Annotated in this window: 17 protein-coding genes and 3 pseudogenes; 17 read left to right on the forward strand and 3 right to left on the reverse strand. The window is 71.7% G+C overall.

The features are described from left to right. Positions 1-96: 96 nt before the first annotated feature. The 14 genes and pseudogenes from QQM72_RS11885 (at position 97) to QQM72_RS11945 (ending at position 9,988) form a co-directional block, all read left to right on the forward strand. On the forward strand, positions 97-1,710 hold the full coding sequence (locus QQM72_RS11885; RefSeq protein ID WP_314220816.1) for an NAD(P)/FAD-dependent oxidoreductase: 1,614 nt from the start codon (positions 97-99) through the stop codon (positions 1,708-1,710). Between the two features lie 10 nt (positions 1,711-1,720). Beyond that, positions 1,721-2,032 carry a hypothetical protein gene (locus QQM72_RS11890; RefSeq protein ID WP_314220817.1) on the forward strand — a complete coding sequence of 104 codons (312 nt, stop codon included), beginning with the start codon at positions 1,721-1,723 and terminating at the stop codon, positions 2,030-2,032. Positions 2,033-2,036: 4 nt separating this feature from the next. Further along, positions 2,037-3,893: a transketolase gene (locus QQM72_RS11895; protein ID WP_314220818.1), complete on the forward strand. Its 1,857-nt coding sequence runs from the start codon at positions 2,037-2,039 to the stop codon at positions 3,891-3,893. Between the two features lie 64 nt (positions 3,894-3,957). Continuing rightward, positions 3,958-4,327: pseudogene (locus tag QQM72_RS40875) on the forward strand (hypothetical protein). A 294-nt stretch (positions 4,328-4,621) separates the two neighbouring features. Then, entirely contained in the window at positions 4,622-4,906 is a 285-nt protein-coding gene (locus QQM72_RS11900; protein WP_314220819.1) for a gas vesicle protein GvpO, read from the forward strand. 57 nt (positions 4,907-4,963) lie between these two features. Next, the gene (locus QQM72_RS11905) at positions 4,964-5,401 is read left to right on the forward strand and encodes a gas vesicle structural protein GvpA (protein ID WP_314220820.1); all 438 of its coding nucleotides are present in this window, start codon (positions 4,964-4,966) and stop codon (positions 5,399-5,401) included. Continuing rightward, positions 5,398-6,150, forward strand: a complete 753-nt coding sequence (locus tag QQM72_RS11910) for a GvpL/GvpF family gas vesicle protein (RefSeq protein ID WP_314220821.1) — start codon at positions 5,398-5,400, stop codon at positions 6,148-6,150. The genes QQM72_RS11905 and QQM72_RS11910 overlap by 4 nt, the downstream gene beginning before the upstream one ends. A gap of 7 nt (positions 6,151-6,157) precedes the next feature. Further along, a complete protein-coding gene (locus QQM72_RS11915; RefSeq protein WP_314220822.1) occupies positions 6,158-6,421 on the forward strand; it encodes a gas vesicle protein GvpG in 264 nt (87 codons plus the stop codon). Then, positions 6,418-7,110, forward strand: coding sequence for a DNA primase (locus QQM72_RS11920; RefSeq protein WP_314220823.1), 693 nt, complete (start codon positions 6,418-6,420; stop codon positions 7,108-7,110). Before QQM72_RS11915 ends, QQM72_RS11920 begins: the two co-directional genes overlap by 4 nt. Continuing rightward, positions 7,107-8,297, forward strand: a complete 1,191-nt coding sequence (locus tag QQM72_RS11925; RefSeq protein WP_314220824.1) for an SRPBCC family protein — start codon at positions 7,107-7,109, stop codon at positions 8,295-8,297. The genes QQM72_RS11920 and QQM72_RS11925 overlap by 4 nt, the downstream gene beginning before the upstream one ends. Next, the gene (locus QQM72_RS11930; protein ID WP_314220825.1) at positions 8,294-8,752 is read left to right on the forward strand and encodes a gas vesicle protein; all 459 of its coding nucleotides are present in this window, start codon (positions 8,294-8,296) and stop codon (positions 8,750-8,752) included. Before QQM72_RS11925 ends, QQM72_RS11930 begins: the two co-directional genes overlap by 4 nt. Then, entirely contained in the window at positions 8,749-9,522 is a 774-nt protein-coding gene (locus QQM72_RS11935; RefSeq protein WP_314220826.1) for a GvpL/GvpF family gas vesicle protein, read from the forward strand. The genes QQM72_RS11930 and QQM72_RS11935 overlap by 4 nt, the downstream gene beginning before the upstream one ends. After that, positions 9,519-9,707 carry a gas vesicle protein gene (locus QQM72_RS11940; RefSeq protein ID WP_054241593.1) on the forward strand — a complete coding sequence of 63 codons (189 nt, stop codon included), beginning with the start codon at positions 9,519-9,521 and terminating at the stop codon, positions 9,705-9,707. Before QQM72_RS11935 ends, QQM72_RS11940 begins: the two co-directional genes overlap by 4 nt. Then, positions 9,704-9,988: a gas vesicle protein K gene (locus QQM72_RS11945; RefSeq protein WP_020125588.1), complete on the forward strand. Its 285-nt coding sequence runs from the start codon at positions 9,704-9,706 to the stop codon at positions 9,986-9,988. The genes QQM72_RS11940 and QQM72_RS11945 overlap by 4 nt, the downstream gene beginning before the upstream one ends. 59 nt (positions 9,989-10,047) lie before the next feature. On the opposite strand, the gene QQM72_RS11950 is transcribed toward QQM72_RS11945, so the two are convergent. From QQM72_RS11950 to QQM72_RS11960, 3 genes and pseudogenes are all read right to left on the reverse strand, one after another. Then, positions 10,048-10,218, reverse strand: a complete 171-nt coding sequence (locus tag QQM72_RS11950) for a hypothetical protein (protein ID WP_057602533.1) — start codon at positions 10,216-10,218, stop codon at positions 10,048-10,050. Positions 10,219-10,478: 260 nt separating this feature from the next. Further along, a complete protein-coding gene (locus QQM72_RS11955; RefSeq protein WP_314220827.1) occupies positions 10,479-11,300 on the reverse strand; it encodes a class I SAM-dependent methyltransferase in 822 nt (273 codons plus the stop codon). Between the two features lie 119 nt (positions 11,301-11,419). Beyond that, positions 11,420-12,010, reverse strand: a pseudogene (locus tag QQM72_RS11960) (phosphatase PAP2 family protein); the annotation flags it as partial. A 68-nt stretch (positions 12,011-12,078) separates the two neighbouring features. On the opposite strand from QQM72_RS11960, the gene QQM72_RS11965 reads away from it, so the two are divergent. The 3 genes and pseudogenes from QQM72_RS11965 to QQM72_RS11975 form a co-directional block, all read left to right on the forward strand. Then, positions 12,079-12,738: a histidine phosphatase family protein gene (locus QQM72_RS11965; protein WP_314220828.1), complete on the forward strand. Its 660-nt coding sequence runs from the start codon at positions 12,079-12,081 to the stop codon at positions 12,736-12,738. 78 nt (positions 12,739-12,816) lie between these two features. Then, the gene (locus QQM72_RS11970; protein WP_314220829.1) at positions 12,817-14,436 is read left to right on the forward strand and encodes an ABC-F family ATP-binding cassette domain-containing protein; all 1,620 of its coding nucleotides are present in this window, start codon (positions 12,817-12,819) and stop codon (positions 14,434-14,436) included. 118 nt (positions 14,437-14,554) lie between these two features. Further along, positions 14,555-14,785 (forward strand): annotated as a pseudogene (locus tag QQM72_RS11975) (DUF6158 family protein); the annotation flags it as partial. Positions 14,786-14,989: the final 204 nt, after the last annotated feature.

Below are 14,989 nucleotides of genomic sequence, written 5' to 3' on the forward strand. Positions count from 1 at the left end.
CGCCCGGCGGGGACACCGGCGACGTTTGGCGGCTCCTGCCAGGGGGACGCGGAAACCTTCGTACGACAACCGTCCGAACCCCTTCGGAGGCCCACCGTGAGGCGTCCCCGCATCGTGATCGTCGGAGCCGGCTTCGCCGGGTACCGGACGGCCCGGACCCTGGCGCGGGCGACCAGGGGCCGGGCCGACATCACGCTGCTCAACCCGACCGACTACTTCCTGTACCTGCCCCTGCTGCCCCAGGTGGCGGCGGGCGTCCTCGAGCCGCGCCGGGTCACCGTCTCCCTGTCGGGGACCCTGCGCGAGGTGCGGCCGGTGCTGGGCGAGGCCGAGCACGTGGACCTCGACGCGCGCACCGTCCACTACACCGATCCCGAAGGGGACGAGGGCACGCTCGGTTACGACCGGCTCGTGCTGGCCGCCGGCAGCGTCAACAAGCTGCTGCCCATCCCCGGGGTCGCCGAGCACGCGCACGGGTTCCGCGGTCTGCCCGAAGCCCTCTACCTGCGCGATCACCTCACCCGGCAGGTGGAGTTGGCGGCCTGTGGCGTGAACGCCGACGAATGCACGGCGCGTTGCACGTTCGTCGTGGTCGGCGCGGGCTACACCGGTACCGAAGTCGCCGCGCAGGGCCAGCTGTTCACCGACGCCCTGGTCCGCGCCCACCCCCTGCGGCGGGGCATACGGCCGCGCTGGCTGCTGCTCGACCTCGCGTCGCGTGTCCTGCCCGAACTGGACGAACGGCTCTCCCGCACCGCCGACCGGGTGCTGCGAGAACGGGGCGTCGAGGTGCGCATGGGCACCTCCGTCAAGGAGGCCACCCGCGACGGGGTCCTGCTGACCGACGGCGAGTTCGTCGACACCCGCACCCTGGCGTGGTGCGTGGGCGTACGGCCCGATCCCCTCGCGGAGTCGCTCGGGCTGCCCATGGAACGCGGGCGGTTGCTCGTCGAGCCTACGCTCCAGGTGCCGGGCAGGCCCGAGGTGTTCGCGTGCGGTGACGCGGCCGCGGTACCGGATCTGGAGAGGCCCGGGGAGTACACGCCGATGACCGCGCAGCACGCCTGGCGGCAGGGCAAGGCGGCCGGGCGGAACGTCGCCGCCTCGCTCGTCGAGGGCGGCGGTGCGGCCGGTCTGCGGCCCTACCGGCACAAGGACCTGGGATTCGTCGTGGACCTGGGCGGGGCGCAGGCCGCCGCCAATCCGCTCGGCGTCCACCTGTCCGGCCCCGCGGCCGGTGCCGTCGCCCGTGGCTACCATCTCGCCGCCATGCCCGGCAACCGGGTGCGCGTCGCGGCCGACTGGCTGCTGGATGCCGTACTCCCGCGTCAGGAAGTCCAGTTGGGCCTGGTCCGGTCCTGGTCGGTACCACTGGACACCGCGTCGCCGGAACTGGCGCGGGTACCCGGCGGCCACCGTCACGGGCCCGCGGCCTCCGGTCCCGGCGCGGCCACCGAGGAGGACGTGAACACCGGGAACACCGGGAACACCGGGACCGCCGGGACCGCCGGGACCGCCGGGACCGCCGGGACCGCCGGGAACACCGGGAACGCAGGGAACACCGGGAACACCGGGAACACCGGGAACGCAGGGAACACCGGGAACACCGGGAACACCGGGAACGCAGGGAACGCAGGGAACGAAGCCGACGGCCCGGACGGCAAGAACCCGTACGACAGGAACACGCAGGAACACGGACGACAGGAATGAGGGGAACGACGTGAACGACGTGAACGACGTGAACGACGTGAACAAGGCGACCGACGGGTCCGGCGAGCAGCACCCCTCCCCGGAGGACGGCTCCCAGTCGATCACCTCGCCGACACCCGAGGTGGGACGGCATTCGGGCGGTGAGAGCGGCTCCCGTGCGGGCCAGGCGTCGCCCGAGGAGGGCTCCCAGTCGATCGACTCGCCGACGCCCGAGGTGGGGCGGCACAGTTCGAAGCAGCCCGGTCGGGGGACGGCCGACCCCGGCCCCGGCCCCGGCCCCGTCGAGCGCGACGACGCCCGCGACGCGAAGGGAGACCGGTAGCCAGATGGACACCGCCGAACTCACCGAACTCGGACAGCAGTTGCGGGTCGACAGTGTGCGTGCCTCCGCCGCCGCGGGGTCCGGGCATCCGACGTCCTCGATGTCGGCCGCGGACCTGATGGCCGTACTCCTCGCCAACCACTTCCGCTACGACTTCGACCGCCCGGCGCACCCGGGCAACGACCGCTTCGTCCTCTCGAAGGGCCATGCCTCCCCCCTGCTGTACTCGGCCTACAAGGCCGCCGGGGCCATCGACGACGAGGAGCTGCTGACCTTCCGCGAACTCGGCAGCCGGCTCGAGGGACACCCGACCCCGCAGCGGCTGCCGTGGGTCGAGACGGCCACCGGCTCGCTCGGCCAGGGGCTGCCGGTGGGCGTCGGCATCGCGCTGGCCGGGAAGCGGCTGGACCGCCTCGGCTACCGCGTGTGGGTGGTGTGCGGGGACAGCGAGCTCGCCGAGGGCTCGGTGTGGGAGGCCGCCGAGCACGCGGGCCACGAGCACCTCGACAACCTCACGGTGATCGTCGACGTCAACCGGCTGGGCCAGCGCGGCCCCACCCGGCACGGCCACGACCTCGGCGCCTACGCCCGCCGCTTCCAGGCCTTCGGCTGGCACACGATCGAGATCGACGGACACGACGTGGACGCCGTCGACCGCGCCTACGGCGAGGCGGCTTCCACCTCGGGGCAGCCCACCGCGATCCTCGCCCGCACCCTCAAGGGCAAGGGCGTCCGGTCCGTCGAGGACCGCGAGGGCCTGCACGGCAAGCCGCTGCCCGACGCCGACGAGGCGATCGAGGAGCTGGGCGGCATCCGTGACCTGCGGGTCCGCGTACGCGAGCCGGCCGACGCCCGCATGCTGCACTCGGTCCCGACCGGGCCCCTCGTACTGCCCCGCTGGGAGGGGGAGGACCGGGAGAAGGGCGTGGCGACCCGTGACGCCTACGGCAAGGCCCTGGCCGCGCTCGGCGCCGCCCGCGAGGACATCGTCGCCCTCGACGGCGAGGTGAGCGACTCCACCCGCGCCGAGACCTTCGCCAAGGAGTACCCGGACCGCTTCTTCGAGTGCTACATCGCCGAACAGCAGCTCGTCGCCGCCGCGGTCGGCCTCGCGACGCGCGGCTGGGTCCCTTACGCCTCGACGTTCGCGGCCTTCCTGACCCGGGCCCACGACTTCGTCCGGATGGCCGCGGTCAGTGGGGCCGGCATCAACCTCGTCGGCTCGCACGCGGGGGTCGCCATCGGACAGGACGGGCCCTCGCAGATGGGCCTGGAGGACCTGGCGATGTTCCGGGCCGTGCACGGCTCGACCGTGCTGTACCCGTGCGACCCCCACCAGACGGCCCGGCTGGTCGCCGCCATGGCGGGCCTGGACGGCGTCCGCTATCTGCGCACCTCGCGCGGCGCCTACCCGGTCCTCTACGGGCCGGACGAGGAGTTCCCCGTCGGCGGCAGCAAGGTGCTGCGCTCCTCCGACCGGGACCGGCTGACGATCGTCGCGGCCGGCGTCACCGTGCACGAGGCGCTGAGGGCGGCCGAGGCGCTGGACGGCGAGGGCATCGCCGCCCGGGTGATCGACCTGTACTCGGTCAAGCCCGTCGACCGGGCCACGCTGCGCCGGGCCGCCGAGGAGACCGGCCTGCTGCTGAGCGTGGAGGACCACCACGAGCAGGGCGGCCTCGGGGACGCGGTCCTCGACGCCTTCCTCGACGGGCGGCCGGTGCCCCGGCTGGTGCGGCTGGCCGTCCGGACGATGCCCGGCTCGGCGAGCCCGGCCGAGCAGCTGCACGCCGCGGGCATCGACGCCGAGTCGATCGCCGCGTCCGCCCGGCTGCTGGTGGAGCAGGCGATCGCGCCGTGAGCGGTGACGCCGTGCGGTAGGTGCGGGCGGCCGCCGCGGCGTCGAGGGCCACCGGCCGGAGAAGGTGCTCTTCCCGGGCGGCGCGCAGGCGAAGCGGTACACGAAGGGCGACCTGGTCGCGTACCACCGGTCGGTCGCCGCGTTCATGGTCGCGCGGCTGCGCTGCCGTCCGTCGATGCTGGAACGGCCCCCGGCACGGGATCGACGGGCCCCGACCGCCGTCGCCCCCCTTCACGGTGCGCGCGCCGCCCGGGGCCCCGTCGCCACGCCCCTCACCCGGGAGCAGCCGCACGATCCGGAGCTCGGCCCGCGCCGCTGGACCATCGCCGACGCCGCCCGAGCAGGCCCACGCCCTTCCCTGGTCCGTGCTGACCGGCCCAGGGCGCGCCCTGGGGCCGGCCCGGCGCCGGTTCGACGCACTCCGTGCCACGTGAAGGTTTGGCCAAGAGCCTTTGGGCCACCCGGAAGAAGAGGTGGCCATGGTGAACACGAAAAGCACAGAGCAGCCACATGCTTCACGCAATGCACGTAAAGCGCATGAATCACCTGAATCACACAATTCACAAAGTTCACGGACTCCGGAGGCTTCGGGGACTTCACGAACCCCGCAGAGTTCGAGACCGCAGAGATCACAGAGATCACAGAGATCACAGAGACCTCGCAGATCAGAGGGGTCGCAGCGTCCCGAGAGTGCGCGGACCTCGACGAGCAGGGAAGGGAAGGACGACGTGGCGGACGACCGGCCGAGCCCCATGGAGGTGCTGCGCCACGCCTGCGCCCAGCTCGGAGAGCTGACCGGTATGGCGGTCGAGGGCGCCTCGTCCTTCGCGCAGACGGAGGGCGGCTGGCAGCTGGAGGTCGAGGTCATGGAGCTCGCGAGGGTGCCCGACACGATGAGCCTGATGGCGACCTACCAGGTGGAGCTCGACGCGGAGGGCCAGCTCACCGGCTACCGGCGCGTTCGTCGCTACGAGCGCGGACGGGCCGATTCGCAAAGGGCCGGCGGCCGGTAGGCCGCTCGGCGAAGGAACGTCCCGACAACATTCACGAGGCAAGGAGGTGCGGTCGGCATGACCGTAGTCCCGGCACAGCAGTCCGGTGGCGGAGGCGGCTCGAGCGGTCTTTACGACGTGCTGGAGCTCGTCCTCGACAGGGGTCTGGTCATCGACGCGTTCATACGGGTCTCCCTGGTCGGTATCGAGATCCTCAAGATCGACGTACGGGTCGTGGTGGCCAGCGTCGACACCTACCTGCGCTTCGCCGAGGCGTGCAACCGGCTGGACCTGGAGGCGGGGCCGCGCAAGGACCCGGGCCTGCCCGACCTGGTCGGCGAGATCACCGAGTCCGGCGCGCGCGGCAAGTCCAAGGGCGCGCTGTCCGGCGCCGCGGAGACCATCTCCGGCGCCTTCAAGCAGGCCCGTGACGAGGGCTCCGAGCAGGAGGAGCGGACCTCCAGGCCGCGAGCCCGCAAGAGCACGACCGCGCGCAGGAAGGAGGAGCAGGAGTGAGCACCTACGTGTACGGCATCGTCGCCGCCTCGCACCCCGACCTTCCGGACGGCCTGGCCGGTGTCGGCGACCCGGCTCTGCCGGTGCGCGTCCTGAAGGAGGGCACACTGGCGGCGGTCGTCAGCGACGCCCCCGAGGGGCTGCGGCCCAAACGCAGGGAGCTGCTCGCCCACCAGACCGTGCTCGCCGAGGCAGGTGCCGAGGGCTGCGTGCTGCCCATGCGGTTCGGCAGTGTCGCCCCCGACGACAGTTCCGTCACCGGGGTCCTCGCCGAACGCACCGAGCACTACGAGGAGCGCCTGCGGGCCCTCGAGGGCAGGGTCGAGTACAACATCAAGGCTTCGCACGTCGAGGAGGCCGTCCTGCACCAGGTGATGGCCGAGAGTCCCGAACTGCGGGGCCTCGCGGAGGCCAACCGGCAGTCGGGCGGCGGAAGTTACGACCAGAAGATCCAGCTCGGCGAGATGGTGGCCGCCGCGGTGAAGGCCAAGGAGGCCGAGGACGCGGCCGACGTGCAGCACAACCTCGAGCCGCTGGCCGCGGCCACGAGCGTGGGCCCCGAGTCCACCGGCTGGCTGGTCAACGTCTCGTTCCTGGTGGACCGCGACTCGGCGGCCCGGTTCCTGGAGGCCGCGGAGGAGCTCCGCAAGGGCCGTCCGCACCTCGAACTGCGCGTCAACGGGCCGCTGCCGCCGTACAGCTTCGTCGAACCCGGCCCGGCCGAACCGGCGGGCACCAGTACGGAGTAGGTGCGCCATGGGACTCATCTCGGAGGTGCTGCTGTTGCCGTTCGCCCCGGTGCGCGGCAGCGGCTGGGTGATCGAACAGGTGGTCAAGGAGGCCGAGCGGATCTACTACGACCCCGCCACGGTCCGGGCCGAACTCGCCCGCTTGGAAGAGCAGTTGGACGCCGACGAGATCACCGAGGAGGAGTTCGACCGGCAGGAGGACGAGCTCCTCGACCGGCTGGAGAGCGCGACGCGCAGAAGCGCGGGGACGGACGACGGGTGGACAGGATGAATCGAACGGCATTGGGTCTCGCGGTCGGGGCCGGGTATTTCCTCGGACGTACCAAGAAGCTGAAACTGGCCTTCGCCGTAGGCTCCTTGGTGGCCGGCAAGCGACTGAACCTGACCCCCAAGGGCATCGCGGACCTCGTCTCCCAGCAACTGCGGGACAACCCGCAGTTCAAGGAGATAGGGGACCAGCTGCGTCAGGACCTGCGCGGGGTCGGCAAGGCCGCCTCCGGCGCCATGGTCGAGCGGCAGATCGACGCGCTCGCGGACCGGCTGCACGGCCGCACCGCCGAGGTGCGCGACCAGCTCGAGGGCGTCGTGCCCGGGCAGGACGCGGACGACCGGGAGGACGAGGCGGACGAGGAGTACGACGAGCCTCAGGACGCCGAGGACGCCGAGGACGCCGAGGACGCCGAGGACGCCGAAGAGGACGAGGAGCCTCAGGACGCCTCCGAGGAGGACGACGAGGGCGAGGACGAGGAACCGCCGAGGAAGACGGCGAAGAAGGCGCCCGCGAAGAAGACGGCCAAGAAGGCCCCCGCGAAGAAGGCGCCGGCCAAGAAGGCTCCGGCCCGTGCCACGGCCGCGAAGAAGACCGCGTCGGCCGGCAGGACGGGCGCGAGGACCGCATCGAGGGCCGCCTCCGGTACCGGTTCCCGGGCCCGGCGGCCGAAGGGAGGCGGTGACCGATGACCGAGACCCTCGGATCCGCCAAGTCCGCGACCTCCGCGGCCGGCAAGGCGGCGGGCGGCAACCCGCTCTCCGGAGTGGCCCACAGCGAAGCCGCCGACCGGCTCAAGGAAGAGGTGCAGGAGTACCTCGCCGCGCAGGCCACACGCCTGCTGACCGGTGTCGGTCACAAGCTCGGGGAGACCACGGGCAAGCTCAACGACATCGCCGAGGGCAACAGTCCGGGCTTCGCCAAGCTCGCCCTCGAAGGCGGCCGCAAGGTCGCCGAGGGCAAGGGACCGCTGCGCACCGCGCTGGAGCTCGGCGCCTCGCGGGCGAAGGACAAGGTGACCGGCGCGTTCAAGAACCTCGGTGGCAAGGGCGGCAAGGGCAAGAAGAGCGCGGGCAAGAAGCCGACCGTGATCATGGAGACGATCGACGTCGGCGTGCCGCTGCGCACCGCCTACGACCAGTGGACGCAGTACCAGGACTTCAGCACCTTCGCCAAGGGCGTCAAGAGCGCGAACCGCGCCGACGACACCACCAGCGACTGGCAGGCGAAGGTCTTCTGGTCCAACCGCAGCTGGAAGGCGAAGACCACCGAACAGGTGCCGGACGACCGGATCGCCTGGACGTCGGAGGGTGCCAAGGGCACGACGAAGGGCGTCGTCTCCTTCCACGAACTCGCCGAGAACCTCACCCGGATCCTGCTGGTCATCGAGTACTACCCGACGGGTCTGTTCGAGAAGACCGGCAACATCTGGCGCGCCCAGGGCCGGCGTGCCCGTCTCGACCTGAAGAACTTCGCCCGCTTCATCACCATCAAGGGGGAGGCCGAGGACAGCTGGCGCGGTGAGATCCGCGACGGCGAGGTCGTCACCTCCCATGAGGACGCGGTCGCCCAGGAGGACCAGGAGAACGAGGACAACGAGGAGAACGGCGAGCCCGAGGAGGGTGCCGAGGCGCGGGATGCCGAGGACGCCGCCCCGCAGGACGATGAGGAGTACGAGGACGAGGACGAGGGCCCGTACGCCGAGGACGAGGAAGCGGAGCCCGAGGGCGAGTACGAGGAGGAGGACGAGGCCGAGGAGGGCGAGCCGGAGGCCGCCGAGGACGAGTACGAGGAGTACGACGAGGAGGAGCCGGAGGACGAGCCCGAGGACGAGCCCCGGGCCGAGGACACCCGTGAGAAGTCCAGGACCCGGCGATGAGCATGCCGAGCCGGATGCCGGAGCCGTACGGCCAGGGTGGCGGAGCCAACCTCGCGGACATCCTGGAACGCGTCCTCGACAAGGGCATCGTCATCGCGGGCGACATCCGGATCAACCTGCTCGACATCGAACTGCTCACCATCAAGCTCCGCCTCATCGTCGCCTCCGTGGACAAGGCCAAGGAGATGGGCATCGACTGGTGGGAGGACGACCCGGCCCTTTCCTCCGGTGCCCGCCGCAACGAACTGTCACGTGAGAACGCCGAGTTGCGGGAGCGACTGGCGCGGCTGGAGGAACTGGAGCTGAGCCGCGCCCCGAAGGAGGGCCGTGCCCTGAAAGAGGGCGGCGCCCCGCGAGAGCGCCGTGCCGCCCCGAAGGCCGGCCGTGCTCCGAGACAGGGCCGTGCTCCGAGGGAGAGCCGCGCACCTGAGGACGACCGAGAGGAGACACCATGACCGGACTGCGGTACGTGTACGCCGTCTGCCACCCCCTCGGCGCGCCCCTCCAGGCCGACCTGCCGGGGGTGGCGGGCGATCCGCCGCGGCTGCTCGCCCACCGCGGCCTGATCGCCGTGGTCAGCCATGTGCCGGAGCGGGACTTCGCCGAGGAGCCGCTCCGCCGCCGTCTGGAGGACCTGGACTGGCTCACGGCGACCGCCCGCGCCCATCAGCAGGTGATCGACTCCCTCACGGCCGTCACCACCCCGCTGCCGCTCCGGCTCGCCACGGTGTTCCGGGACGACAGCGGCGTCCGCGTGATGATGGAGGAGCGCGAGGAGGATTTCCGGCGCGTCCTGGACCGGCTCGCGGGGCGGGTCGAATGGGGGGTGAAGGTGTATGTCGAGCCCGAGGCGCAGGAGGCCGAGCAGGCCGTGACGAAGCCGGCTTCGGGCCGGGACTACCTGATGCAGCGGCGCTCGAAGGCCCGGGCCCACGACGACACCTGGCAGCGTGCCGAACGGTTCGCCGGAAGTCTCCACGAGACCCTGTCCGCGCACGCCGAGGACGCCCGCCTCCACCCGCCGCAGAACTCCGCCCTTTCCAAGGCGTCCGGACAGAATGTACTGAACGCCGCCTATCTCGTCCCGCGCGCGAAGTCCGAGGAATTCGTGGAAATGGTGGACCGCACCAAGGGGGAGGAATCCGGAATGCGTGTCGAACTCACGGGGCCGTGGGCGGCCTATTCCTTCGTGGAGTCCGCCGGTGAGCCGGGGGAGGGCGCATGACCGTGGTGGAGCGCCGTGAGGTCGCCCTCGTCGACCTGCTCGACCGGCTGCTGGCCGGTGGGGTGGTCATCACCGGGGACATCACGCTGCGCATCGCGGACGTCGACCTCGTCCGCATCGACCTCAACGCGCTGATCAGCTCCGTCAATGAGCAAGTACCTTCGCCATGGGGGGAGTCGCCGTGACCGAACGCCGCAACCATCTCGACCTCGAACCCGACACCGTCGAGCGCGATCTGGTGAAACTCGTGCTGACCGTCGTGGAGTTGCTGCGCCAGTTGATGGAACGTCAGGCGCTGCGCCGCTTCGACACGGGCGACCTGAACGAGGAGCAGGAGGAGCGGATCGGGCTCACCCTGATGCTGCTCGACGACCGCATGACCGAACTGCGCGAACGGTACGGACTGCGGCCCGAGGACCTCAACCTGGACCTCGGGCCGCTGGGACCGCTGCTTCCCCGGGAGTGAGTCGCTCACGCCCGGGGAAGCGGGTGTTGCCTGTTCTCCTGTTGCTTCGGCGCCTCGGTTCACCACCTGTACCAGCGACCCCTGCCCCCTGCGGAGGTGGTTCCGCGAGCCAGGAAGCCGAGCAGCCAGAGGACCAGGACCGCGAGTGCGATCCACCAGAGCAACTTCACCGCGAATCCGGCGCCGAAGAGAATCAGCACCAGCAGCAGAACCAGCAGAACGGGAACCATAGTGTCAACCTCCTGCACTGCGGGTTTCCCGGATTCCGGAAATCATTCGCGCGTCATTTACGAATGGTCCACGACTCGTCCGCCAGTGGTCCGCGGATCTTCCGCGATCCCTGCGCGAATCCGTGATGTCTGCGCGAATCCGTGATGCCTGCGCGAATCCATGATGCATACGCGAATCCGTGATGTCTGCGTGCCGTGTGCGGGATTCGTGTGTCGTTCGCGCGTGATTCTCGCGTGAATCCTTGTGCTCGCTCCGCGGGTCAGCGGGCCTTTCGGCCCAGGATCTCCGCGTGCAGGACGCTGAACCAGCCGTCCTCCCGCCGTCCCCACTCCCGCCAGGCCTCCGACACGGCGTGCAGTTCCTCCGCCGTGGCGTGTCCGCCCCGGATGGCGCGCTCGGCGTACGCCGAGGCCACGGTGCGGTCGGCCCACAGGCCGCTCCACCAGGCCCGCTCCTCGGCGGTGCTGAAGGTCCAGGTGGCGGAGGTGGCCGTGATGTCGGTGAACCCCGCGGCCAGCGCCCAGGACCTCAGCCGGCGCCCGGCGTCCGGTTCGCCGCCGTTGGCCCGGGCCACCCGGCGGTACAGGTCCAGCCAGTCGTCCATCCCGGACGAGGCGGGGTACCAGGTCATCGCCGCGTAGTCCGAGTCGCGGACGGCGACGTACCCGCCCGGCTTCGTCACCCGCAGCATCTCGCGCAGCGCCTGCACCGGGTCGCCCACGTGCTGGAGCACCTGGTGGGCGTGGACGACGCAGAAGGTGTCGTCCGGGTAGGCCAGGGCGTGCACGTCGGCGACCGCGAAGTCGATGTTGGCCAGGCCCCGCTCGGCGGCCGTGGCCCGCGCCTGCTCCAGGATCCCCGGCGCATGATCGACGCCGGTGACGTGCCCGTCGGGGACCAGGGTGGCCAGGTCGGCGGTGATGGTGCCGGGGCCGCAGCCGATGTCCAGGATCTTCATGTGGGGCTTCAGTGAACCGAGCAGGTAGGCCGCGGAGTTGGCGGCGGTCCGCCAGGTGTGCGAACGCAGCACCGACTCGTGGTGTCCGTGCGTGTAGACGGCCGTCTCCTGTGCTTTCGGCATGGCTCTACCCCTTCTCGACGAACCGGGTCCCCGGTTCCCTCACGGTACGCCGATGCTCGGATGGTGAGACCGATTGTCTTGCAATATGGGCTGACGGTTCGTCATTCCTCCTCGGTGTCCGGCTGACTTCGCCGACGGAGGCGCGCAGCGTGCCGGACGGCGAACGCGGCGCCGACGCCCAGCGCCGTGCCCGCGACCACGTCGCTCGGGAAGTGGACGCCGGTGTACACCCGGGACATCGCCACCGAGAACGCGACCGGCGCCACCAGCGCGCCCCAGAGCGGCGACTCCAGGGCGATCGAGGCCGCGAAGGCCGCCGCCGACGCGGAGTGACCGGACGGGAAGGAGGTGGTGATCGGCTGCCGCTTCAGCCGCCGCCCCAGCGGCACGGCGTCCAGTTCGGGCCGGGACCGGCGCACCGAGCGCTTGCCGAGGGTGTTGATGGCGAGGGACGCCAGGCCGAGGGAGGTCAGCCCGCGCGCGGCGGCGCGGCGGGCCCGGGGCGTGCCGGACACGGCGAGGGCCGCCGCCGTCGCGAACCAGATCACGCCGTGGTTCGCGCTGCGGCTCAGTCGCGGCAGGATCGGTTCGGCGGCCGGCCAGTGCCGCTCGGCGGCGAACGCGAACACCTGGTCGTCGAGGGCGAGAAACAGATCGCGCAGGCCGTGCCGGCCGGGCTTCAAGGCGGTGAGATCGACGTCGGGCATCATGCGCTGCGGGTACCCTGAAGTGGCCGTTTCTTGTGTGGAGGCGGCCTTCGGCATCGGAGGGTCACTGCATGCGACTGCTGCTCGTCCGCCACGGTCAGACCCCCACGAACGTGGACTACCTGCTCGACACCGCCGTCCCCGGCCCCGGCCTCACCGAACTCGGCGCGCGGCAGGCCGCCGCCCTGCCGCAGGCCCTCGCCGACGAGGACATCGAGTTCCTCTACGCCTCCACCCTCGTGCGCACCCGGCTGACCGCCGCCCCGCTGGCCGCCGCCCGCGGTCTCGGCGTCCTGGTCCGCGACGGCATCCGGGAGATCTCCGCGGGCGATCTGGAGATGGCGTCCGGCAACTCGGAGCACGGCGAGATCTACATGCGCACGGTGTTCGCCTGGGCGGCGGGCGACGTCGGGCTGCGCATGCCGGGCGGCGAGAGCGGCAGCGAGTTCCTGGCGCGGTACGACGCCGTGGTCGCCGAGGCCGCGGCGAGCGGCGCGGGCACCGTGGCGATGGTCAGCCACGGCGCCGCGATCCGCGCCTGGGCGGCCACCCGTGCCGACAACGTCGACGTTCCCTTCGCCGCGGCCAACCGGCTCGCCAACACCGGCACCGTCGTCCTCGAGGGCTCTCCGGGCGACGGCTGGAAGGCCCTGTCCTGGGCGGGGGCGACGGTCGCGCCCGCAGGCGAGGGCGGCCCGGCGGGGCAGCCGATGGCGGGCGCCGGCGGGTGACGGGCGGCGGCGCGCCCTCCCGGCCCGCCACGCATAACGGTTTGCCGCATCCCGTGGGCGGACCGCAGAATGCGCCCCATGGGACACCTGGAAGCCGCGCACCTCGAGTACTACCTCCCCGACGGGAGGGCGTTGCTCGGCGACGTGTCCTTCCGGGTGGGTGAAGGGGCCGTGGTGGCGCTGGTCGGACCCAACGGCGCCGGCAAGACGACCCTGCTGCGGCTGATCTCGGCCGAGCTGAAACCGCACGGCGGGACCGTCACCGTGTCCGGCGGCCTCGGCGTGATGCGCCAGTTCGTTGGCTCCGTGCGGGACGAGACGACCGTCCGCGACCTGCTGGTGTCCGTGGCCTCGCCCCGTATCCGTGAGGTCGCCCGCGCCGTCGACAAGGCCGAGCACGCGATCATGACCGTCGACGACGAGGCCGCGCAGCTCCAGTACGCGCAGGCCCTCTCCGACTGGGCCGAGGTGCGCGGGTACGAGGCCGAGACGCTCTGGGACATGTGCACCACGGCCGCGCTCGGCGTCCCCTACGACAAGGCCCAGTTCCGCCTCGTGCGCACGCTCTCCGGCGGCGAGCAGAAGCGGCTCGTGCTGGAGGCGCTGCTGCGCGGCACCGACGAGGTGCTGCTGCTCGACGAGCCGGACAACTACCTCGACGTGCCCGGCAAGCGGTGGCTGGAGGAACGGCTGAAGGAGACCCGCAAGACGGTCCTCTTCGTCTCCCACGACCGCGAACTCCTCTCCCGCGCCGCCGAGAAGATCGTCTCCGTCGAGCCCGGCCCGGCCGGCGCCGACGCCTGGGTGCACGGCGGCGGTTTCGCCACCTACCACGAGGCCCGCCGCGAACGCTTCGCCCGCTTCGAGGAGCTGCGCCGCCGCTGGGACGAGAAGCACGCCCAGCTGAAGAAGCTCGTCCTGAGTCTCCGTCAGGCCGCCTCCATCAGCCACGAGTTGGCCTCCCGCTACGCCGCGGCCCAGACCCGGCTGCGCAAGTTCGAGGAGGCCGGCCCGCCGCCGGAGCCGCCCCGCGAGCAGGACATCACGATGCGCCTCAAGGGCGGCCGCACCGGAGTCAGGGCGGTCACCTGCAAGGGACTCGAGCTCACCGGTCTGATGAAGCCCTTCGACCTGGAGGTCTTCTACGGCGAGCGGGTCGCCGTCCTCGGCTCCAACGGCTCGGGCAAGTCGCACTTCCTGCGGCTGCTGGCCGGCGACACCGTGACGCACACGGGGGAGTGGAAGCTCGGCGCGCGGGTGGTGCCCGGGCACTTCGCCCAGACCCACGCCCACCCCGAGCTCCTGGGTCGCACCCTCCTGGACATCCTGTGGAGCGAACACTCCCAGGACCGGGGCGCGGCCATGTCCCGGCTGCGCCGCTACGAGCTGACCCAGCAGGCCGAACAGAGCTTCGACCGGCTCTCCGGCGGCCAGCAGGCCCGCTTCCAGATCCTGCTGCTGGAACTGCAGGGCGTCACGGCCCTGCTCCTCGACGAGCCGACCGACAACCTCGACCTGGAGTCCGCCGAGGCCCTCCAGGAGGGCCTCGAGGCCTTCGACGGCACGGTCCTCGCCGTCACCCACGACCGTTGGTTCGCCCGTTCCTTCGACCGCTACCTGGTCTTCGGCAGCGACGGCCGGGTCCGGGAGACCCCGGAGCCGGTGTGGGACGAGCGGCGCGTGGAGCGGGCCAGGTAGGCAGCCGGCCCGCACGGAGGGCCCGGGGGCCCAAATGTTCGTACAGTGGAGGCGCAGACGTGCTCCCGGGTGGGGTACCCGAAGCGCATGACCGCATGACGAACACGACGAGCGGGGCATGACCATGACCGGAGTCGACCCGGACCGGCTGGACGACCAGCAGCTGATGAAAGAGCTGGAAACGATCCACCGCACGCGCCACGACACCCTGCTGTACGGCTCGAACGACGCTCTGCGCGCCCACAACGGCCGCATGGCCCAGCTGGAGGGCGAGTACCTGCGGCGCAACCCGCGCCGCTTCGTCTCCCCGGGCCGCACCCGGGACGGGGCGAGGGAACGGGCCGTCGGAGTCGACGAGGTCCGCTCGCGCCGGGCTCCGGCCGGGAGCCGGGCGTCCGGGGAGGGCCGCGGCCCGGCGGGCACCCCGGTCGGCAAGTGGGGTCCGGGAGGCCCGGGAACGACGGGCGGCCCCGGCGGGGCCTGAGCCCACCGGAGCCGCCCGACCGCTTGCGGTCTCTCGGGTCTTTCGCGGTTGCGTGGCCGGAGAACTGTG

This window comes from Streptomyces zaehneri (assembly GCF_032248645.1).
Taxonomy (GTDB): Bacteria; Actinomycetota; Actinomycetes; order Streptomycetales; family Streptomycetaceae; genus Streptomyces; species Streptomyces coriariae.